The organism is Pseudanabaena sp. SR411 (genome assembly GCF_002251945.1).
Classification (GTDB): Bacteria; Cyanobacteriota; Cyanobacteriia; order Pseudanabaenales; family Pseudanabaenaceae; genus Pseudanabaena.
The window spans coordinates 22,270-43,736 of the sequence record NZ_NDHW01000077.1 but is presented as its reverse complement, the minus strand read 5'-3'; the positions used below and the strand labels follow the sequence as shown (position 1 = coordinate 43,736).

Below are 21,467 nucleotides of genomic sequence, written 5' to 3'. Positions count from 1 at the left end.
AAAGCATCCCTTTTTAATAGTGAGTTTTATGAAAAGACCAATTTATCTCGATTGTCATGCTACCACCCCCGTTGACGAGAGGGTGCTGGAGGCGATGTTGCCATATTTTCGGGAATCCTTTGGTAATCCTGCGAGCATTGGGCATCTGTATGGCTGGGAAGCAGAGTCGTCGGTCAAATTAGCGCGTGAGGCGATCGCCTTAGCGATCAGTGCCACACCCGAAGAAATAATCTTTACCAGTGGTGCAACTGAAGCGAATAATCTGGCGCTCAAGGGTGTGGCTGAGGCTTATCACTCAAAAGGACAGCATATCATCACCGTACTAACTGAACATAGTGCTGTGCTTGATCCCTGTGCTTATTTGCAATCACTTGGTTTTGAGATTACCTATTTATCTGTCAAGTCTGATGGCTTAATTGATTTAACAGAACTTGAAGCCGCGATTCGTCCCGATACAATTTTAGTCTCGGTGATGGCGGCGAATAATGAGATTGGGGTACTTCAACCGATCGCAGAAATTGGCAAAATCTGTCGCGATCGCCAGGTTTTATTTCATAGTGATGCGGCTCAAGCGATCGGCAAAATTCCCCTTGATGTGAATGCGATGCAAATTGATTTGATGTCGCTGACTGCCCACAAGATCTATGGGGCAAAGGGAATTGGTGCTTTATATGTGCGTCGTCGTCCGCGAGTGAGTCTTGCGCCGCAGTTACATGGTGGGGGACATGAACGGGGAATGCGCTCTGGTACTCTCTACACGCCGCAAATTGTCGGTTTTGCGAAGGCTCTGGAAATTGCGATCGCTTCTCAAGGTTCAGAGCAGCGACAAGTTTTAAATCTACGCGAACATCTATGGCAGCGATTGAGTGAAATAGAAGGCATAATTCTCAATGGACATCCTGTCCAACGACTTGCGGGTAATCTCAATGTCAGTTTTGCAGGAATTAATGGAGCCGCCTTAATGCTTGCCTTGCAACCGATTGTTGCTGTCTCTTCAGGTTCTGCTTGTAGTTCTGCGAAAACTGCTCCTTCCCATGTCTTACTAGCTTTAGGCCATTCTAAAGAATTAGCCTATGCTTCCATTCGGTTTGGCATTGGTAGATTTAATACTTTCGATGAGATTGAAACTGTCGCTGATCATGTAATTGCTTCAGTGCGATCGCTACAAAAATAAACATTTCAGCATGATCACGCTCGATAATAAGCCCATCTACTTACTGCACATGCAACAACGAAAGCTGATAATAATTTTCCGCATGGGTGATCGCCTGTAGTTGCTCCTCTTCCGAAAGCTCGCGCATCACCTTCGCAGGCACACCTGCCACCACCACACCCGCAGGCACATCCTTCGTCACCACCGCCCCCGCACCCACAATACTTCCTGCTCCAATTTTTACCCCTTCCAATAGGATTGCCCCCATCCCGATCAAGCAACCGCGCCCAATTTCCTTACAGTGAACCACCGCCCGATGACCGATTGTCACATATTCGCCAATCACTAAAGGCTGGTCAGGATCACCATGCAAAATCGCCCCATCTTGAATATTCGTGCAATAACCAATCTCCATGCGATTGACATCCGCCCTAATTACTACCTTGTACCAAATATTCACGCGATCGCTGAGATGTACATCACCAATTACCACTGCATCACTAGCAATAAAAGCCGCGCGATCGCGATCGGGTGTAGGAAGTTGCGAATAGGGAAGATGCATATTGTTTATTATTATAAAAGCGTGCTTAGGCAGGCTCCTATAATAATAAACAATATGCCAGCCAATAACCTATGTCACAAGCCCTCGATTTAGCCCAAACTCCAGCCCAGACTGAAGATTTCTTACTTTCTGTGCGTAATTTACAGGTTAGCTTTAGGGGCGATGAAGGCATCGTCCATGCTGTCAAAAATATTTCCTTTGATCTTGCCCAAGGACAAACCCTTGGCATAGTCGGCGAATCTGGCTCTGGCAAATCGGCAACAGCTTTAGCAATCATGGGCTTGTTGGGAGAATCTGGCAAAATTACCAATGGCGAAGTTATATTTCGTCCCAGTGGTGAGTCGCCCCTTGATTTGGTGCGCGTATCGCCGCAGAAAATGCTCAAATACCGAGGCGATCGCATATCGATGGTATTTCAGGAGCCGATGACATCGCTCAATCCCTTGTTTACCTGTGGTTATCAAGTTATCGAAGCAATTCGGTTACATCAAAAGGTATCGGAGCAGGAGGCAGAAGTACGCACGATTCAGCTATTTCAGGAAGTGCAATTACCAAATCCTGAGCAATTAATTGAACGCTATCCCCACGAACTTTCGGGTGGTCAATTACAACGAGTGATGATTGCGATGGCGATTTCTTGCAATCCGCAGTTGATAATTGCTGATGAGCCGACAACGGCGCTAGATGTGACCGTACAAGCGACAATTCTGGAATTGCTCAAAGAGATTCAGCGATCGCGTCAGATGTCGATGATTTTTATTACCCATGATTTGGGGATTTTGGCGGAAATTGCAGATCGAGCGATCGTCATGAATCAAGGCGAAGTCGTCGAAAGTGGAGATACACAAGCCATCTTCCAAACACCGCAACATCCCTATACCAAAGGTTTAATTGCCTGCCGACCTCAGCCCGATCGCCAGTTGCGCCTATTGCCAACGGTAAGTGACTTTATGGAAATTCAAAATGGGCAAATGGTGGAGAAAGAACCAAGTGATCCTCGTTATTTAGAAGTTGTTCCACCTGAAGAAATTAGTACACGTTTACTAGAATTACAGAAACAAGAACCAATTTTGTCTGTGCAGAATCTCAGGATTGAGTTCCCAATTCGTAGCATTTTAGGACTTAAAAAACGCTATCTCGTTGCTGTCAATAACATTAGCTTTGATGTCTATCGTGGCGAAACCCTTGGACTAGTTGGTGAATCTGGCTGTGGCAAAACCACTACAGGAAGGGCAATTCTGGGTTTAACTAATGGCGTGATGGGTTCTGTTAAATTTGAAGGACGCGAAATTTCTCAACTCAAAGGCGAAGCATTACAAAAGTTACGCTGTGATCTGCAAGTAGTATTTCAAGATCCTTACGGTTCACTCAATCCGCGCATGAGTGTTGGTGATGTGATCGCTGAGCCATTAATCGTCCATAGTCATCAAGAACGGTTTCACCGCTATCGCAGTGTTACAGCAAGACAAGAAAGAGTAGCCTATTTACTAGAGCGTGTTGGTTTAACTAAAAGCGCGATGCGTCGATATCCTCATGAGTTCTCAGGAGGTCAACGTCAACGCATTTGTATAGCCAGAGCCTTGGCACTCAATCCTAAATTAATTATTGCTGATGAACCTGTTTCCGCCCTTGATGTATCGGTACAGGCTCAAGTTCTCAATCTATTAAAGGAACTCCAAGCAGAATTTGGCTTAACCTATATCTTTATTTCCCATGATCTCGGTGTGGTCAAATTTATGAGCGATCGCATCATGGTCATGAACAAGGGCGAAATTGTCGAACTAAACACTGCTGAATCCATCTACACCAATCCTCAAGAACCCTATACTCAAAAACTAATTAGCGCCATTCCCAAAGCTTTAGTTTTATCTCCCTAACAACCTACTTTTGTAGGGTCGCAAAGCATCTCTGCAAAATACTCTTAACTTAAGAAGGTAATTATGCTAACTCTCACCAAAAAATATTCCCTTACTGAGTACTTTGATCGTGAAATTCTTTCAGAGACAAGAAATGAATACATTGATGGAGAAATCAAACCGATGACTGGCGGTACACCCACACACAATACTCTTGTTGTTAACTTACTATCTCTGCTACATATAGCTTTACCAAGTCCCTATCGAGTTTTTGTCACCGATCAACGCCTCTGGCTTCCTGACCGCCGTATTGCCACTTACCCTGATGTGATGGTCATGGCTGAGCCATTGGAATATCAAGAAGGACGAAAAGATACTTTAGTCAATCCCATTTTGATTGCTGAAATTCTATCGCCATCAACAGCAAGCTATGATCGGACTGGCAAATTTGCCTCCTATCGAACTATTCCCTCATTCAAAGAATATTTGCTAATTTCTCAAGATCGCAAGTATGTCGAACATTTCTATAAAGAAGGCGATCGCTGGATATTCACTGCCTATGAAAACGATGCGACTATTTCCCTAAAATCCTTTGAAGTAGCGATCGCTACTTCAGTTCTATATAATCGTATTAATTTTGAATTAGAACCTTAAGGAATGAGAGCGCAAAGCGCTCTCATTCCTTAAGATAGCAACAAAGCCTCCGCTAATTCCTTATCCATTTGTTCCGCAGAGGCGATCGCATCGGTCATGATTTGGCGAGGTGAAATACCATTGTGATAAGCTGCTAGCCAACGTTGGGCTTCATTGCCCTGTTCGAGAATTTTTTTCAATGGTGACAAGAAGCACCATACACCGTTATCCTTAGCACGCGATCGCAATTCTTCGTATTGATCTGAAATCCATTCCCTTGCGGTAATTTGTTCGCCTGTTTGCCAATGGGTTAAAACTGCATCAAGACTATTAATAGCAGCAGCAACTTCATTTTGATCGGCGATCGCCGCAAGTTCTTCAGGCGTAAACTTAGTTGCATAGGGCGCAAGGGGATCGAGCGATGAACCGATTCCAGCTTCGAGAAATTGATTCAGTCGCATTTCTAAAAGAGCAGTGATTGCGAGTAATGCGACGGGATCGATGACTAGATCAGAGATTCGCAGTTCTAAACGGTTAAGGTTATAAGGACGATTATCGCCATTGGGACGCACCGATGACCAAAGATGACGCACATTTTGCATCGTGCCTAACTGCAATTGTTGTTCTGTCCATTCTACGAAATGATGATGACTGCTAAATAAAGGAACTAGCTTCGGAGTTTTGGGAAACATTTGCCAACGGGAAGAATGGAAACCTGTTGCTTTACCATCAAGAAATGGTGATGCAGCGCTCAGGGCAAGATAAAGCGGTGCTTCCAGACGAATCAGACGACAGGCAGCGATTAATAACTCTAGATTAGGTATACCAACATTAATATGAATGCTTGCAGTTACGACATCAGTACCGTAGGTCTGCTCAATATAAGTGTGATAAGGATTTTGAGGATCAGAGCGATAAAAATGATCGACTCCACCCAAAGCAAGCGTACTTCCTGGCATCAAAGTGTAATCACCAAGCGATCGCAAATAGCTGCGTAGCTTCTGGCGCGGCTCTACCAATGCCATTAACAATGGCTCATATTTGTGAAATGGTGGTGTGATGTATTCAACATTGCGACTGTCTGGCTCACGCACAAACCCATTTAGATTAGCCACAATGCGATCGCTAAAGCCCACCACATCCCCCGTCGGTGTAGAGGTGTAGATTTCTACTTCAAAGCCTTTAGATAAAAGCACGGGAGGTTTCCTTTTGCTATAGTCACTATTACTAGCCTACCCTGCAATGCGATCGCTTTAAAGATGCCTTAAGACATACAGCAAGTAGGAATCCCCACTAAGGTAAAGATTTTACTAACTTTTCATCAGCTCCTTCATGTTTTTGGCCGCTAAAGCATAGCCACCATCAGCTCCATCCACAAAATGCACTTGACGACCATCGCGCTCAAACACTAAGCAAGTCATCAGGGCGCGATCGGACACATGAAAGCCATAAACTAAGCGACCTTCTTTGAATTTTTTTTCTAGATGCTCAGTTAGTTTTTGGCGTTGTCTGGTTCTACCAGAAATCACCATTCGTAGTACATCATCAAATTTTTTGAAGTCAGTGGCTTCGGAAACAATTTGCTTATACTCTCCCCAATTAAACCCTCCAATTTGAATATTAAATGTCATAAAAATCAACCCCAGTAAATTAATCAGGCGCAATTTCCACAAATACAACTTCTGTTTTAGCCACCCCTGAGAAGCGGTAAAAACTTTTGTCTCTGATGATAGGTTCTTGTTCTTAAAAGCAAGTTGCAAGTTCTCGGATACAACAGGGTTACAGTCTATCCCCTGCCCATAGATGCGCTCAATTTGGTTAATTACTTCCCGATAGAGAAGATCGATTTGGCTTTGACTTGGGGCTGTTACAAAGATGATTAAACTAAGAATTTCCTCATGGCGGGTGGGGATATCTTGCCAACGACATTCTAATCCAGAGAAATCAGCGATCGGATAGGAGTTTTTGTGTCTAGGACTATACAAATCTGTTGTTGCTTGATCCTTAACTAAACGTGTCGCATAGCTGATGCCTCCACCTCTGAGGATCGCTTGCACATAGTTGTCAGAGATGCGGAGCTTGGCAACTTTAATGTCATAGCTTGATGTAATAGTCGCAAGTGGGACAATCCCGATGCGTAATTTAAGATTAAATTCTTCAGCAGCTAATTTTTGTACAGCCAATAATGCTTGCTCTGATTCAGGGATAAACCTTGGGGGAATGAGGATAGATGCGCCATCACCACCGAATACGAAGGGAATCTCTAATTCTCCAACTATATTTAAAATCACAATAATGGAACAAGCGCCTAAGAGATTGATATCTTTGTATCTGCCATCCTCGATCGCTTTAGTAGAATCGGCAATATCAGTAATAATTGCAGCCCAGTCATCGGGTACTGTATAAAAATTCTCGCTATGAGTAATATCGGCAAAATTTTGAAGAACAGGTAGATCGGCATAAAAGTTTTCAGAACTCGTATTTCGTGGTTGAAAGTCTTGAATACTCATATCTGTAGCATTAAATGCGATCGTAAAATCATAATAACCCACATTCCGCTCTTATTTTACTGAAAAAAATATTTAGAAAGCAAATCCTTATACAGCAAGTATTTTGGGCTTTAATCCCAAAAGAATCACTATTTTAACAATTTAAATAATGATTCACTAATAGGAATTACTATCATTAATTTCTCAGGAAATCGCTGAAACCCTCATTGTCTCGTTGTAAATATTTTTAGGCTTCCATTACGAGCGGAATGTGGGATAATAATGATCCTAACAATAAAAGAGAAGGATGTATAACCGCCAACTGGCGGTTATACATCCTTCTCTTTTAGCGACGAAAGAATAATTTTACCCTTTCATATTTATTCCCATTCAATCGTGCCAGGGGGCTTGGATGTAATATCTAACACCACTCGATTGACACCTTCTACTTCATTGACAATCCGATTGGAAATAGTTTCCAATAAATCGTAGGGAACTCTTGCCCAATCCGCAGTCATGCCATCCTCACTGGTAACAAGGCGCAAAACGATAGGATGAGAATAAGTCCGCTTATCTCCCATCACACCAACACTACGAACTGTGGGCAACAGCACCGCAAACGCTTGCCAGAGATTATTGTATTGACCTGCGCGATTGATTTCTTGACGCACAATCAAGTCGGCATCACGTAAAGTATTTAAGCGATCGCTCGTAATATCACCAATAATCCGAATCGCTAAACCAGGGCCTGGGAAAGGCTGACGCTTGACGATTTCTTCAGGAAGTCCAAGCGCTGTACCAACTTTTCGTACTTCATCCTTAAAGAGTTTGCGAAGTGGTTCTACGAGAGTAAATCGCAGATTATCAGGTAAGCCGCCCACATTGTGATGGCTCTTGATTTTGACAGCAACACGCTTACCAGTGACTGGATCAGCGTTTGTATCAGCAGATTCAATTACATCTGGATAAAGAGTGCCTTGAGCAAGGAAATCAAAGGGGCCTAATCTCTGGGATTCTTCCTCAAAAACATTGATAAATTCGCCGCCAATAATCTTCCGCTTTTGCTCAGGATCAGTAACTCCTTTTACTTTCTCAAGGAATCTTTCGCGAGCGTTGACATACTCAACATGAATATGGAACTGTTCTTCAAAGAGTTTGACGAGGCGTTCTGGTTCAAGCTTTCGCATGAAGCCTTGATCGATAAACATGCAGGTGAGTTTATCGCCGATCGCCTTATGTAATAAAAAGGCAAGAGTTGAAGAATCTACACCACCTGAAAGGGCTAGTAATACCCGCTTATCACCAACTTGAGCGCGAATTTCACGGATTGAATTTTCGATAAAGGCATCAGTCGTCCAGCTTGGCTCACATCCACAAATGTGATAGACAAAGTTACGAATCATTGCCATACCACCTGCGGAATGGACAACCTCAGGATGGAACTGTACCCCATATAGCTTTTTGTCATGATCGGCGATCGCCGCACAGGGAGTATTAGCAGTATGTGCTAATACTTCAAATCCCTTGGGCAATTCAATTACAGAGTCGCCATGACTCATCCACATGGTGATACCTGTATCTACGTTAGTGAGTAGATCAGTAGGATCATCAATTTGTAACTCAGCTTTACCATATTCCCCGCGATCAGCTTGCTCGACCTTACCGCCGAGTTGCTTCGCCATCAATTGCATTCCATAGCAAACACCTAAAATAGGTATGCCTAAATTAAAAATCTCAGGATCGCATTGAGGAGCGCCTGCATCATAAACAGAATTAGGACCACCTGATAAGATGATGCCTTTGGGGTTAAACTTCAGTAAATCTTCGGCTGATATGTGATAAGTTAAAACTTCAGAATAAACCTGTGTCTCGCGGATACGTCGAGCAATTAGCTCCGAGTACTGAGAGCCGAAATCAAGAATCGCAATCATTGAACGACTATTTATATTGTCTGTGGTACGATCAGAATCTGGGATAGGGGAATTCGCACTAGAAGAAAGAGAACTTTCAAGATTTAGTACTACATTCGACGATGTTGGAGGGGAAGAAACCACAGTAGATACCTCTATCTTAATGAGATAGCATTTTAATGAGATAGTCAGGCTTTCGGTAAGCCTATCGCTGCGAAAAAGTAGCTATTCCTACAATGCTAGCAAAACGGTACGTCTTTATGGTGAAAAAAATGCGTAAAAAAGTTATGACTGCGATCGCATTGCTACCTGTTTCTACGTTGTCAATTTTAGCGATACCAGTTTTTGTAGGTAACAATCAAAATTTTCCCTCGAGCAGTTTTTTAAATTCCTCAGCAGGAGCTGTACAGTTACGTGATGGCAAAACCTATTTTGTGCAACTGCCATTTCTTTTAGGAGCAGAAACCACTGTAAATCGGATTTATTCTCGGAGTGCGATCTATTACTTTGCGATCGCCTTACCTGAAAATATGGGAGAGCCTTTACAAAAGCTAGAAGTTTCTCAGACAGAAGGTTTTGATGCGATTGATTTTCTGATCAATGAAACGATCGCCTATTTGCAGTTGTCTTCAGGAGAGCGTATCGCCATTTCTAGTAAAACTGAGATTTTGCCAAGTCAAGACCGCGATAAAGTAACAATTACTTTTGACCCGCCAATTCCTGCCAGCAATCAGCTTAACAGTAAGCTAATTGTGGGACTGCGACCTGTCCGCAATCCTCGTTATGATGGCATTTATCTATTTGGAGTGACTGCATTTCCTCAAGGCGATCGCCCAAATTCGCAATTTCTTGGTTATGGCAGGCTCAGCTTCTACGATTCACGTTATTAGTTATTTAGTTAAGTAGGGTGGGCATTGCCCACCCTACTTAACTAACAGGGTGTTTTATGAAAAAGATTGACGTTTGCTATACACTATTGGCAGATAGTAACTAGATATATAACTATGACCTTCACAACAGAATCGCCAATAACTCCTGTAGAAGCAGAATCTAGTTTTGCACCACCGTCTAATCACGTAGTGCAAACGATCCAAACTGTCATCGCCAGTATGGATGCTGAAAATTCGGCTCTTGAAAATCAGACCGAGGATACGTGGAAATTTCAATATGGCACTGTAGAGGTAGTTGTCAACATTACTGGAACTGAGCCTGATGATACCTTTACTGTTTTTTCGACAGTACTGGCCGCACCATTTAAAGATGAAGCAAAAATGACGCGCTGGCTTTTAGAGAAAAACGCTGCTGATACCTTTGAAGCTCGGTATGCAATCCAGAACGATCAAGTACTGGTGCTGTGTTCGCGCTCCGTCGAGGATCTTTCACCTGCAGAAATTTCTCGTATCATCACGATTGTGGCAGCGATCGCTGATGACAATGACGAAGTATTAAAAGAAAATTTTGGCGCTTAGAACTGTGTTTTATAAGAAAGTACCCAAGGGTACTTTCTTGTCATTTTGATAAATTCATGAACAAACAATGGCAGCTTGTTCCTTATTCCGAGATATCGGGAAAGTTGCAAATGGCTCTTGATAATTCTTTGCTCGATCTTCATAGCCAAGATCCGCAATCACCATCAATTTTAAGATTTTATCGCTGGACTCCACCCGCAATTTCTTTAGGGCTTCATCAAAAGCAATATCCCGTTCGTTGGAATGCGATCGCTCAAAAGCATAATCTCGACATCGTTCGTCGTCCGAGTGGGGGGCGTGCTGTGCTGCATCAAGGCGAGTTGACTTATGCAGTAATTACCAGTGCTGATATTTGTGGGGATAAAGTTGGTGAGTTTGATGACAACACCTTTGGCAGAAAGCGATCGCATCGTGAGATCTATGAATATATCAGCGAATTTCTCATTCAAGGTTTTGCCAAGTTGGGGATCAATTTAAGCTATGGCAAGGCAGGACGCGGCTATATTCACAATCCCAGTTGTTTCTCCACAGCAACCAATGCGGATTTAGTAATTGCGGATGGACGCAAACTGATCGGTAGCGCTCAAGTTTATCGTCATAATTCAGTTTTGCAGCACGGCTCAATCTCGATCAATCCCAATTACAAGTTACTGACAGAGCTATTTCAAGCGGAAGTTCCGATTGTTGGCTACCAAGAACTGGCTTGGAATACCCATAAAGACTTAGCAGTAGAAATTATCGATGTTCTATCTCAATCGGCGCGGGATTACTTTCAGACGGAGTTCTTGTAGTTCTGCTGGAGTCAAATTTCGCCATTGTCCCACAGCTAGATCTCCCAAACTTAAATGGGCGATCGCCACACGGACTAACCGCAGGGTTGGAAATCCCACTGCTGCCGTCATTTTCCTGACTTGTCGATTTTTTCCTTCAGTTAAGGTTAGCTCTAGCCAAGTTGTCGGGATATTTGCCCGAAAGCGAATAGGCGGATTCCGCTCTGGTAAATCTGGTTCAGTATCTAATAAATTAGCGATCGCTGGTTTAGTGCGATACCCTTGGATGGTCATCCCATTGCGTAATTTCTGCAAAGCTGCTTCTGTGGGAATGTTTTCTACTTGTACCCAATAGGTTCGGGGATGTTCAAACTGGGGATCGATTAAGCGATGCTTTAACTGTCCATCATTGGTGAGGAGTAACAATCCTTCACTGTCAAAATCCAATCTTCCTACTGAATACACTTCGGGGATATCAATATATTCCTTTAAAGTGGGACGAGGAGAGGTACTGTCATCAGTAAACTGACAGAGAACACCATAGGGTTTGTAGAAAACAATATATATGGGAACATATTTGGGAATATCGCGGCGATCACTCATAAATTTTTTAGAGAATAAAAAAGCTCGCATTGCGAGCTTTTTTATTCTAATCTAGCGCTGGGGCTTTCCAAATACCTGCACCCAGTAATGCCGATAGGGAGAGTTAGGTGCATTCGCATATCCAAAGCCAATTTCTGTAAACCTAGGATTGAGAATATTATCTCGATGTCCAGAGCTATTCATCCATTGGCGAATTGTCCCTTCAGGTGTGGCTTTACCTGCGGCAATATTTTCTCCTAAAGCGGAATATTTATAGCCAGTCCCCTTAGCTCTGTCTACCATACTTGAACCATTCAGCCCTGTATGACTAAAATAATTATTCCTTGCCATATCTCCAGCATGTGACTGAGCTGCGCTTGTCAATTGTGAAGATAGCTTTAGAGGAGGCAACCCGACTTTTTGACGCTCTAAGTTCGTCAGCTTTAATAACTCATTTGCAAAGCTAACTCGGCTAGTACTTTGGCTTATATTACGAATAGATTCGATGGACGAAATTTGGTTTTGTGGTTTGGATAAAGATGCTGCACTCAGATCCAGTGCGATCGCCATTGTCCCCCCAAATACCAAAAGGCTACAGCAGACTAAAGTTGATTTCATAAAATTAGTTGCCCAACTTGTGAATAAATACACATGGTTATTGACTTTGCCATCATTTAAGGGTTCCCATATTAAAGAACGTAAATTACATGCTCCAAAAAAATTTAAGTTTTCAAACTATGCAACGAAATATTTAGGTAACACAAATGACACAGTACCAAGACTACAAAGCAATTGGTTGTGCTGAATGTACAAAGGGAGCAGGGCTAGGATTTGACTTTACGATGGCATTTCAGCCAATTGTTAACACTACTACCAGAGAAGTTTTTGCCCAAGAGGCTTTAGTGAGGGGGATGAATGAGGAACCTGCGGGTGAAATTTTAGGGCGGATCAATGATGAAAATCGTTATCGCTTTGATCAAGCTTGCCGAGTCAAAGCTGTTCAATTGGGGGCGAAGCTAAATATTAAATCTTTTGTCAGTATTAATTTCTTACCAAATGCAGTTTATCGTCCTGAATTATGCATTCGGACAACCCTTGAGGCGGCTGAGACCTTCGGGTTTCCCATTGATCGTATTATCTTTGAGATTACGGAGGGGGAGAAAATTAAGGATCATGTACATCTTCGAGAAATTATCCAATACTATCGTCAACAAGGTTTTTTAACGGCGATCGATGACTTTGGGGCTGGGTACTCAGGACTTAACTTATTAGCTGAGTTTCAAACTGATTTAGTCAAATTAGATATGGGTTTAATTCGCCACATTGATCAAAATAAGGGTCGCCAAGCGATCGTTAAAGGAATTATTCAAGTATGTAAAGAGTTAGATATTAAGGTAATAGCTGAAGGCGTTGAAACCTACGAAGAGCTAAGTATTCTCAAGTCTTTTGGCATTGAGCTATTTCAAGGATATTATTTTGCCAAGCCGAAATTTCAAGGTTTAGCGACTCTAAGTAATCCATAACTCTAATTCATGTGTGAGATTAAATAGTTTGTGAGAGTGTGCCACTTCGTGACACACTCTCACAAACTATTTAGGATTGCGATATACCTTCATAGAAATTGACATTTATTGATATTTATATAACGTTTCAATATCGATATATCACTCTATTTATAGATGACGATCCCCATCAGTCAACCTAGTGTGAGATGTTGACAGATTAAAAAACGTAGAATTCAAGTAATAAAACATGATTCATCAATTAGCAGTTCGCTTAGGTGTGTCGTGTGTGCTACTCGCAACCTTGCCTCTTGCTACAGACGAAATAGTTAAGTATGTTCAAGCTCCTCATATTTTTTCAGGAATTGGAGCGATCGCCTCATGTATTGGAGCCTGCGTACCAGTTTTAACCCTATTTCGCAATTCTGATTAAGCCCAACGACCAATCACAATCCGCACTGTCCCGTCTTCTAGTACTTCCTGCTGCTCGATCGCAAATCCTTGTTGCGTGGCACTTTCTAAAACTATTTGAGCCGCATATTGTTGATTTAGTTCTCCTAGAAATTCCTCAATATTCATTGCTACGCCCCACAAGTCAGCAATGAGTTCATAGCGATCGCCCATTTTCCGAAAGCCAATGTCATAGGCATTAGGCATGGGGATCACATAGTCGGCTGTAGTAGCATCGCCAAGGTATCCGCGCACTAAAGTGTTTTGCTTGACAGGATAGCCTAGCGATTGCAACGCTTGCTCAAGCAAGTCACCATTTTTAATTTCGATGGCGATCGTAGTGAAGTGGGACATAAAATTTAGAATAAAGGGAGTGCAAAGCACTCCTTTTATTCTAAGTTAATTGCGAATTTTCGTAATTCTTGAAGCAATTGCTCATCATTAGACGCAGTTCTTGCGCCAGACTCAGCAGCCCATTGTTTGAGGGATTCGATTTGCTGGGAGGCGATCGCGGCTAATGGGACAGTCTCCTCGATTGCACTAATGATATCTTCAGTGGTGAAATCTTCACGGTTACCACTACTGCCACGACCAAAGGCGCGATGAATACCGTCAATAATTACCTGTTCAATTTCTGCCCCACTAAAGTTTTTAGTATGTCGAGATAGGAGCATCAGGTCAAATTCACGTAAACGACTGGGGCGTAATTTTTGTAAATGCACTTTAAAAATTTCTTGCCGTTCGGATTCGGTCGGTAAATTTAAAAAGAAAATCTCATCAAATCTACCTTTTCGCAAAAGTTCGGCTGGCAAAATTCGGACATTGTTAGCTGTGGCAACAATAAAAACAGGGGCAGTCTTTTCTTGCATCCATGTGATTAACGTTCCAAAGACACGACGACTTGCACCTGAGTCTCCATCAGTAGATATATTGGCATTACCAAAGGCTTTATCAATCTCATCAATCCACAAGACACAGGGGGCAGTTGCCTCCGCAAGCTGAATCATCTGCCGCATCCGACTCTCACTCTCACCCACAAAACTACCAAATAGTCGTCCGATATCCAGACGTAAGAGTGGTAATCGCCATTCATTAGTGATCGTTTTAGCAGATAAAGACTTGCCAGTGCCTTGAATGCCGACTAATAAAACACCCTTGGGCGTGGGAATGCCGTAGCGCTTTGCCTCTTCCGTAAAAGCATCTCTCCGAATCCGTACCCATTGCTTGAGATTGTCTAAACCGCCCACATTTTTCAGCGATTCGTTAACGGTAAAAAATTCTAAAATCCCTGTCTGTCTGATCGCTTGTTGCTTTTCGGCAAGGACAGCATCAATATCAGCGTCATTAACTTGCTCTTTTTCAGCGATCGCCTTAGCTAAAACTCTTTGAATACGGGTACGGCTCAAACCCTGACAAGCCTTGACTAGTTGCTCCAAGGCTAATTTAGACAAATTTAGTCTATTTGGTGAGATTTTTTGCTTAATTAAATATTCGATTTCGGCGATCGCAGGCAAAGGAAAATCGATCGCTGTAATTTCTTCGGTCAATTCAGGTGGTATTTCTAAGACATGGCTAGTTAGAGCGATAGTGCGGCGATCAAGTTTCAGATCTCGGGCAAGATTTTTTAACTCGCGAATAATCGGAATGTGGCGATCGTGATGGGGATATTTAAGAATCGGATGCAAATCTCGCAATACATATAAGACGTTATCGCCATCCTTAGTTGCCTTATCCCGTTGAGCTATACGTGACAAAGCCGCCATCACCGATCCTTTGTCCGCATTATTGTCGCTCCAGCCTCTGGCAATGTCCCAAAACAAGATTTTGCGGCTAGGACTAGATTGCAATGCTACCTCTGTCAAAATATCTTCAACAGGCTCTTCTTCGGCTGTAACTATATATATGAGCGGATATTTGGCACGAAGTAAGAGATCAAACTGCTCTATCAGAGCTTGATAGACTCTGCTTTTGAGCGGAGATAGTGAAACTATTGGCGATTGTGGCAACATATTGGCAAGTATAGCAATAAGCAAAGTAGGGTGGGCAATGCCCACCCTACTTCTGGAATTTTCATTATAAAAATCAATGTTTCCAGCGCCTTCGGCGCTGGAAACATAATTAGGCTGCTGTGAGTACTTGCTCTTCGAGTTTGGCTAGTCTGTCAGTGAGAAGCTCCTCTAAGGTGACGAGTGCTTTAGAGAACCCCTTGATTCCCTCGTCAAGCTTTTCGGCTGCCATGCGATCGCTAGCGTGCATAGCTTCAAAAGTCGCCTTATCCATGGGGATTTGGGCAATATCTGACTGAGAGGCAATTTCGGGATCAAGTTTGCGGACTAGTTCGCCTTGTGTATGGTGTAACTCATCCAGTAAAGCAGGGGAAATTGTCAACAAATCACAGCCCGCCAGCTCAACGATCTCGCCCATATTGCGGAAACTTGCGCCCATGATCTCGGTTTTATAACCAAACTTTTTGTAGTAGTTATAAATTCTTGCCACTGATAATACCCCTGGGTCTTCGGCAGCAGGATAGCTATCTTTACCTGTATCTTTCTTGTACCAATCGAGAATCCGTCCTACAAAGGGTGAAATTAATTTCACGCCTGCCTCAGCACAGGCGATCGCTTGGTGTAACCCAAATAGCAAAGTCAAATTGCAGTGAATACCTTCTTTCTCAAGTGATTCGGCTGCCTTGATCCCTTCCCAAGTTGAGGCAATTTTAATCAAGATGCGATCGCGGGAAATCCCATGAGCCTCATACTGTGAAATTAAATAATGCGCCTTAGCGATCGTGGCTTCAGTGTTATAAGACAAACGCGCATCTACTTCAGTGGAAACACGACCAGGAATAATTTGCAAAATCCTCATCCCAAAGGCGATCGCTAAACGATCAAAAGCTAAAGAAACCACTTGAGTTGGTGGGACATCTTTACCCAGATCTTTTCTGGCTTCTAGCAAAGTCTCGTCAACAATTTCCTGATATTGGGGCATCTGAGCCGCCGCCGTAATCAAAGATGGGTTTGTGGTTGCATCTTGGGGCTTCACCATCTCAATTGCATGAATATCCCCTGTGTCTGCAACAACGACGGTCATGTCACGTAACTGATCAAGAAAACTTTTAGGCAAATCATTAGGCATAAAATCCTCCATAGCACCAATCATAACTGGCTACCTTTGCACGCCTATCTTAGCCTTAACAATTTTGAGCCTGGGGCAACCTTTAGAGTAATTACAAGATCACTGTGTAAATAGGTGGTAAAACATGAAATTCACGAATTAAATAAAGTTTTATTAAGAAAAATGTAGAACTCATTGACTTAAGAAACTTAGCTTGTTTGCCCAAATTTATCGCAGAGTCAAGGATTGAGCTAATTTGAGACATTCTAAACAATTGTTACAAAGATTCTAGAGCGACACAAACGTAAATCTATAATTACGACATCGTGGCTTAGGTTCTCTTGTTAAAGCAGTACTTATCTCATTCATAGATTCAGCACTATGAGAGAACTAGCCTAATCGTTTAATCTACTTTGTCTTAACAGTCTGAGAGAGGAAAATTTACATGACAATGACTCCTCAAAAGCCAGACACAGAGGTAAAGGTATCGGTTGATCGTGACGTAGTACCTACTTCCTTTGAGAAGTGGGGACAACCTGGTCACTTTGATCGCACCTTAAAGAAGGGACCAAAGACTACCACATGGATTTGGGATCTTCATGCCAATGTGCATGACTTTGACAGTTTCACAACCGAAGAAGATACTGCCCGTAAGATCTTCTCCGCTCACTTTGGGCATCTAGGTATTATCTTTATCTGGCTCAGTGGTATGTATTACCATGGAGCAAAATTCTCTAACTACACTGGTTGGCTTGCCGATCCAGTCAACATCAAACCCAGCGCCCAAGTGGTCTGGAATGTTGTCGGTCAAGATATCTTGAATGGCGATGTTGGCGGCGGTTTCCAAGGTATTCAAATCACTTCTGGTTTGTTCCACCTTTGGAGAGCATCTGGTATCACTACCGAGTATCAACTCCTCTGCACCGCAATTGGCGGTTTGGTGATGGCAGGTTTGATGTTCTTCGCTGGTTGGTTTCACTACCACAAGGCTGCTCCTAAACTTGAGTGGTTTAAGAATGCTGAATCGATGATGAACCACCACTTGGCTGGTTTGCTCGGTTTAGGTTCTCTTGGTTGGGCTGGTCATCAGATCCATGTTTCGATTCCTGTCAACTATTACCTTGACAAGGGCGTAGCTGCGACTCAGATACCTGCACCCCATGAGTTCATTCTTAATCCTTCCTTAATGTCGGATATTTTCCCAAGCTTTGCTCAAGGTTTGACTCCTTTCTTTTCCTTGAACTGGGGCGTTTATGCGGACTTCTTGACCTTTAAGGGTGGTTTGAATCCTCAAACTGGTGCTTTGTGGTTGACTGACCAAGCTCACCATCACCTTGCGATCGCTGTACTCTTCATTGTTGCTGGTCATATGTACCGCACCAACTGGGGTATCGGTCACAGCATGAAGGAAATGCTTGAAGCTCACAAGGGTCCTTTAACTGGTGAAGGTCACAAGGGCTTGTATGAAATCTTCACAACCTCTTGGCACGCTCAGTTGTCTTGGAACTTAGCTTTGATGGGTTCTTTGAGCATCATCGTTGCACAACACATGTATGCAATGCCTGCTTATCCCTATATTGCTACTGACTACGCAACTCAAGTTTCACTATTTACACATCACATGTGGATTGGCGGCTTCTTGATCTGTGGTGGTGCTGCTCACGCTGGTATCTTCATGGTTCGTGATTACGATCCTGCTAAGAATGTAAACAACTTGCTTGATCGCGTGCTTCGTCACCGTGATGCAATTATTTCTCACCTCAACTGGGTATGTATCTTCCTTGGCTTCCACAGCTTTGGACTCTACATCCACAACGACACCATGCGTGCATTGGGTCGTCCTCAAGACATGTTCTCTGACACTGCAATTCAGTTGAAGCCTGTCTTCGCTAATTGGATTCAAGGTGTTCATGCTGCTGCTGCTGGTACAACAGCTCCTTATGCAGGCGCTAGTGTTAGCCCCATCTTCGGTGGTGAAACTCTTGTTGTCGGCGGTAAAGTTGCGGCTGCACACATGGCTCTTGGTACGGCTGACTTCTTGGTTCACCACATCCATGCATTCACCATTCACGTTACTGTCTTAATTTTGTTGAAAGGCGTGCTTTATGCGCGTAGCTCTCGCTTGATTCCAGACAAAGCTGAACTCGGTTTCCGCTTCCCTTGCGACGGGCCTGGTCGTGGCGGCACATGTCAAGTTTCGGCATGGGATCATGTATTCCTAGGTCTTTTCTGGATGTACAACTGTATTTCCGTTGTTATCTTCCACTTCTCTTGGAAAATGCAGTCCGACATCTTCGGTACTGTTGATGCAAGCGGCACAATCACCAATATGGCTGGCGGTAACTTTGCACAGAGTGCATTGACAATCAACGGCTGGTTACGTGACTTCTTGTGGGCGCAAGCTTCCAACGTAATTCAATCCTACGGTTCGGCTTTGTCGGCTTACGGTTTGATCTTCTTGGGCGCTCACTTCATCTGGGCATTTAGCCTCATGTTCCTGTTCAGTGGTCGTGGCTACTGGCAAGAATTGATCGAGTCAATTGTTTGGGCGCACAACAAGCTCAACGTTGCTCCTGCTATCTCTCCTCGCGCTTTGAGCATTACTCAAGGTCGTGCAGTGGGTCTAGCTCACTACCTCTTAGGTGGAATTGCCACAACTTGGGCATTCTTCCTAGCCCGTTACGGTGCACTTGGCTAATATTAACGGAGAAATTGAAGTAATTATGGCAACGAAATTTCCTAAGTTTAGCCAGGCTCTCGCACAGGATCCAACAACCCGTCGGATCTGGTATGCGATCGCCACAGCGAACGATTTTGAAAGTCACGATGGTGTTACCGAAGAAAGTCTTTACCAAAAGATTTTTGCTTCACACTTTGGTCACTTGGCAATCATCTTCCTGTGGACATCTGGCAACCTGTTTCACGTAGCGTGGCAGGGTAACTTCGAGCAATGGATTCAAAATCCTCTCACTACACGTCCGATCGCCCATGCGATTTGGGACCCTCACTTTGGTAAGGCAGCAGTAGAAGCGTTTACTCAAACCGCTGCTGCTGGTCCTGTAAATATCGCTCTTTCTGGTGTTTACCACTGGTGGTACACCATCGGTATGCGTACCAACGCTGAACTGTTTGCTGGCGCAATCTGGATGCTAGTATTCGCAGCAGTTCTCCTGTTTGCAGGTTGGTTGCACCTTCAGCCTAGCTTCCGTCCTAGCCTTTCTTGGTTCAAGAATGCTGAGTCTCGTCTAAACCACCACTTAGCTGGTTTGTTCGGTGTTAGCTCTTTGGCTTGGACTGGTCACATGGTTCACGTTGCGATTCCTGAATCGCGCGGTGTACATGTGGGTTGGGATAACTTCCTGAGCGTTCCTCCTCATCCAGCAGGGCTTGCGCCTTTCTTCACTGGTAACTGGGGCGTATATGCTCAGAATCCTGATACCGCAGGTCATGTGTTTGGTTCCGCTCAAGGTGCTGGTACAGCAATTCTGACCTTCCTTGGTGGATTCCATCCTCAAACTGAGTCTCTGTGGTTGACTGACATTGCACATCACCACTTAGCGATTGCTGTTTTGTTTATCGTTGCTGGTCATATGTACCGTACCAACTTTGGTATCGGTCACAGCATGAAGACAATCATGGAAGCTCACAATCCTCCTAAGGGTACTCCTTTTGGCGGCATGATCGGTGACGGTCATAAGGGCATGTATGACACTTACAACAACTCTTTGCACTTCCAACTCGGATGGCACTTGGCTTGCTTGGGTGTTGTAACCTCCTTGGTTGCTCAGCACATGTATTCGATGCCTTCCTATGCGTTTATTGCTAAGGACTTCACCACTCAAGCTGCTCTATATACTCATCACCAATATATTGCTGGTTTCTTGATGGTTGGTGCATTTGCTCACGGTGCGATCTTCTTCGTTCGTGACTATGATCCTGAATCTAACAAGAACAACGTGCTTGCACGTATGCTTGAGCATAAGGAAGCAATCATCTCTCACCTAAGCTGGGTATCTCTTTTCTTAGGTTTCCACACCCTTGGCATCTATGTTCACAATGACGTAATGCAAGCGTTTGGTACTCCTGAAAAGCAAATCTTGATCGAGCCTGTATTTGCTCAATGGATTCAAGCTGCTCACGGTAAAGCATTGTATGGATTTGATGTCCTACTTTCTAACCCTGATAGCATCGCTGCAACAGCTTGGCCAAATAGCGGTAACGTTTGGTTGTCTGGTTGGTTGGCTGGTATTAATGCTGGTGATAACTCTTTGTTCCTCACCATTGGTCCTGGAGACTTCCTAGTTCACCATGCGATCGCCCTAGGTCTACACACCACCACCTTAATCTTGGTTAAGGGCGCGTTGGATGCTCGTGGATCTAAGCTGATGCCAGACAAAAAAGACTTTGGCTACAGCTTCCCTTGTGACGGTCCTGGTCGTGGCGGTACTTGCGATATCTCGGCATGGGATTCCTTCTACCTCGCTATGTTCTGGATGTTGAATACCATTGGTTGGGTGACCTTCTACTGGCATTGGAAACACCTCGGTGTATGGCAAGGTAACGTTGCTCAGTTCAACGAATCTTCTGTCACCATCATGGGCTGGCTCCGTGACTACCTATGGCTCAACTCTGCACAGTTGATCAATGGCTATAACCCCTATGGCATGAACAATATCTCTGTTTGGGCTTGGATGTTCCTCTTCGGACACCTTGTTTGGGCAACTGGATTCATGTTCTTGATCTCTTGGCGTGGTTACTGGCAAGAGTTGATCGAAACCCTAGTATGGGCGCACCAACGCACACCTCTTGCAAGTTTGGTTCAGTGGAAAGACAAGCCTGTTGCTCTCTCCATCGTTCAAGCTCGTTTGGTTGGCTTGGCTCACTTCACAGTTGGTTACATCGTCACGTATGCAGCCTTCCTGATCGCCTCAACGACAACGGCTTTCGGTTAATCTAGATTGCTAGTTAATTAAAAAA

The 21,467-nt window shown here is 43.7% G+C and carries 19 protein-coding genes; 10 read left to right on the top strand and 9 right to left on the bottom strand.

The window, feature by feature from the left end; translation table 11 throughout:
- Positions 1-28 precede the first annotated feature (28 nt).
- Complete coding sequence (locus tag B9G53_RS07020; RefSeq protein WP_094530576.1) at positions 29-1,174, top strand: IscS subfamily cysteine desulfurase; 1,146 nt, start codon at positions 29-31, stop codon at positions 1,172-1,174.
- Positions 1,175-1,214: 40 nt separating this feature from the next.
- On the opposite strand, the gene B9G53_RS07015 is transcribed toward B9G53_RS07020, so the two are convergent.
- Positions 1,215-1,715: a gamma carbonic anhydrase family protein gene (locus B9G53_RS07015; protein ID WP_094530574.1), complete on the bottom strand. Its 501-nt coding sequence runs from the start codon at positions 1,713-1,715 to the stop codon at positions 1,215-1,217.
- 71 nt (positions 1,716-1,786) lie between these two features.
- Between B9G53_RS07015 and B9G53_RS07010 the strand changes: the two genes are divergently transcribed.
- On the top strand, positions 1,787-3,592 hold the full coding sequence (locus B9G53_RS07010; protein ID WP_094530572.1) for an ABC transporter ATP-binding protein: 1,806 nt from the start codon (positions 1,787-1,789) through the stop codon (positions 3,590-3,592).
- 63 nt (positions 3,593-3,655) lie between these two features.
- Complete coding sequence (locus B9G53_RS07005; protein WP_094530570.1) at positions 3,656-4,225, top strand: Uma2 family endonuclease; 570 nt, start codon at positions 3,656-3,658, stop codon at positions 4,223-4,225.
- Between the two features lie 29 nt (positions 4,226-4,254).
- On the opposite strand, the gene gshA is transcribed toward B9G53_RS07005, so the two are convergent.
- From gshA to guaA, 3 genes are all read right to left on the bottom strand, one after another.
- On the bottom strand, positions 4,255-5,400 hold the full coding sequence (gene gshA, locus B9G53_RS07000; protein WP_094530568.1) for a glutamate--cysteine ligase: 1,146 nt from the start codon (positions 5,398-5,400) through the stop codon (positions 4,255-4,257).
- A 114-nt stretch (positions 5,401-5,514) separates the two neighbouring features.
- Positions 5,515-6,756, bottom strand: a complete 1,242-nt coding sequence (locus tag B9G53_RS06995) for a DUF3095 domain-containing protein (RefSeq protein ID WP_254923583.1) — start codon at positions 6,754-6,756, stop codon at positions 5,515-5,517.
- 317 nt (positions 6,757-7,073) lie between these two features.
- Positions 7,074-8,624: a glutamine-hydrolyzing GMP synthase gene (gene guaA / locus B9G53_RS06990; protein ID WP_176453134.1), complete on the bottom strand. Its 1,551-nt coding sequence runs from the start codon at positions 8,622-8,624 to the stop codon at positions 7,074-7,076.
- A 251-nt stretch (positions 8,625-8,875) separates the two neighbouring features.
- Here guaA and B9G53_RS06985 point away from each other — a divergent pair, with 251 nt between their 5' ends.
- The 3 genes from B9G53_RS06985 to B9G53_RS06975 all read left to right on the top strand — a co-directional run bounded on the left by B9G53_RS06985 (position 8,876) and on the right by B9G53_RS06975 (position 10,863).
- Complete coding sequence (locus B9G53_RS06985) at positions 8,876-9,493, top strand: DUF2808 domain-containing protein (protein ID WP_254923582.1); 618 nt, start codon at positions 8,876-8,878, stop codon at positions 9,491-9,493.
- A 114-nt stretch (positions 9,494-9,607) separates the two neighbouring features.
- The gene (locus B9G53_RS06980; protein ID WP_094530566.1) at positions 9,608-10,072 is read left to right on the top strand and encodes a YbjN domain-containing protein; all 465 of its coding nucleotides are present in this window, start codon (positions 9,608-9,610) and stop codon (positions 10,070-10,072) included.
- Positions 10,073-10,128: 56 nt separating this feature from the next.
- Positions 10,129-10,863, top strand: a complete 735-nt coding sequence (locus B9G53_RS06975; protein WP_094530564.1) for a lipoate--protein ligase family protein — start codon at positions 10,129-10,131, stop codon at positions 10,861-10,863.
- Here the strand turns inward: B9G53_RS06975 and B9G53_RS06970 are convergent.
- Positions 10,819-11,445 carry a pseudouridine synthase gene (locus B9G53_RS06970; RefSeq protein ID WP_094530598.1) on the bottom strand — a complete coding sequence of 209 codons (627 nt, stop codon included), beginning with the start codon at positions 11,443-11,445 and terminating at the stop codon, positions 10,819-10,821. The two genes, B9G53_RS06975 and B9G53_RS06970, sit on opposite strands and share 45 nt — an antisense overlap.
- 51 nt (positions 11,446-11,496) lie before the next feature.
- Positions 11,497-12,042 (bottom strand): CAP domain-containing protein, encoded by a 546-nt coding sequence (locus B9G53_RS06965; protein ID WP_094530562.1) that lies wholly within the window; start codon positions 12,040-12,042, stop codon positions 11,497-11,499.
- A gap of 146 nt (positions 12,043-12,188) precedes the next feature.
- Between B9G53_RS06965 and B9G53_RS06960 the strand changes: the two genes are divergently transcribed.
- A complete protein-coding gene (locus B9G53_RS06960; RefSeq protein ID WP_094530560.1) occupies positions 12,189-12,947 on the top strand; it encodes an EAL domain-containing protein in 759 nt (252 codons plus the stop codon).
- A gap of 229 nt (positions 12,948-13,176) precedes the next feature.
- Complete coding sequence (locus B9G53_RS06955; RefSeq protein ID WP_094530558.1) at positions 13,177-13,359, top strand: hypothetical protein; 183 nt, start codon at positions 13,177-13,179, stop codon at positions 13,357-13,359.
- On the opposite strand, the gene B9G53_RS06950 is transcribed toward B9G53_RS06955, so the two are convergent.
- The 3 genes from B9G53_RS06950 to B9G53_RS06940 all read right to left on the bottom strand — a co-directional run bounded on the left by B9G53_RS06950 (position 13,356) and on the right by B9G53_RS06940 (position 16,499).
- Positions 13,356-13,730, bottom strand: coding sequence for a DUF1257 domain-containing protein (locus B9G53_RS06950; RefSeq protein ID WP_094530556.1), 375 nt, complete (start codon positions 13,728-13,730; stop codon positions 13,356-13,358). The two genes, B9G53_RS06955 and B9G53_RS06950, sit on opposite strands and share 4 nt — an antisense overlap.
- 35 nt (positions 13,731-13,765) lie before the next feature.
- A complete protein-coding gene (locus B9G53_RS06945; protein ID WP_094530554.1) occupies positions 13,766-15,385 on the bottom strand; it encodes an AAA family ATPase in 1,620 nt (539 codons plus the stop codon).
- Between the two features lie 109 nt (positions 15,386-15,494).
- Positions 15,495-16,499 carry a transaldolase gene (locus B9G53_RS06940; protein WP_094530595.1) on the bottom strand — a complete coding sequence of 335 codons (1,005 nt, stop codon included), beginning with the start codon at positions 16,497-16,499 and terminating at the stop codon, positions 15,495-15,497.
- A gap of 436 nt (positions 16,500-16,935) precedes the next feature.
- Here B9G53_RS06940 and psaA point away from each other — a divergent pair, with 436 nt between their 5' ends.
- Together psaA and psaB are read left to right on the top strand one after the other, a co-directional pair.
- On the top strand, positions 16,936-19,188 hold the full coding sequence (psaA, locus tag B9G53_RS06935; RefSeq protein WP_094530550.1) for a photosystem I core protein PsaA: 2,253 nt from the start codon (positions 16,936-16,938) through the stop codon (positions 19,186-19,188).
- A gap of 25 nt (positions 19,189-19,213) precedes the next feature.
- Positions 19,214-21,442, top strand: a complete 2,229-nt coding sequence (gene psaB, locus B9G53_RS06930; protein ID WP_094530593.1) for a photosystem I core protein PsaB — start codon at positions 19,214-19,216, stop codon at positions 21,440-21,442.
- The last annotated feature ends 25 nt before the right edge of the window (positions 21,443-21,467 follow it).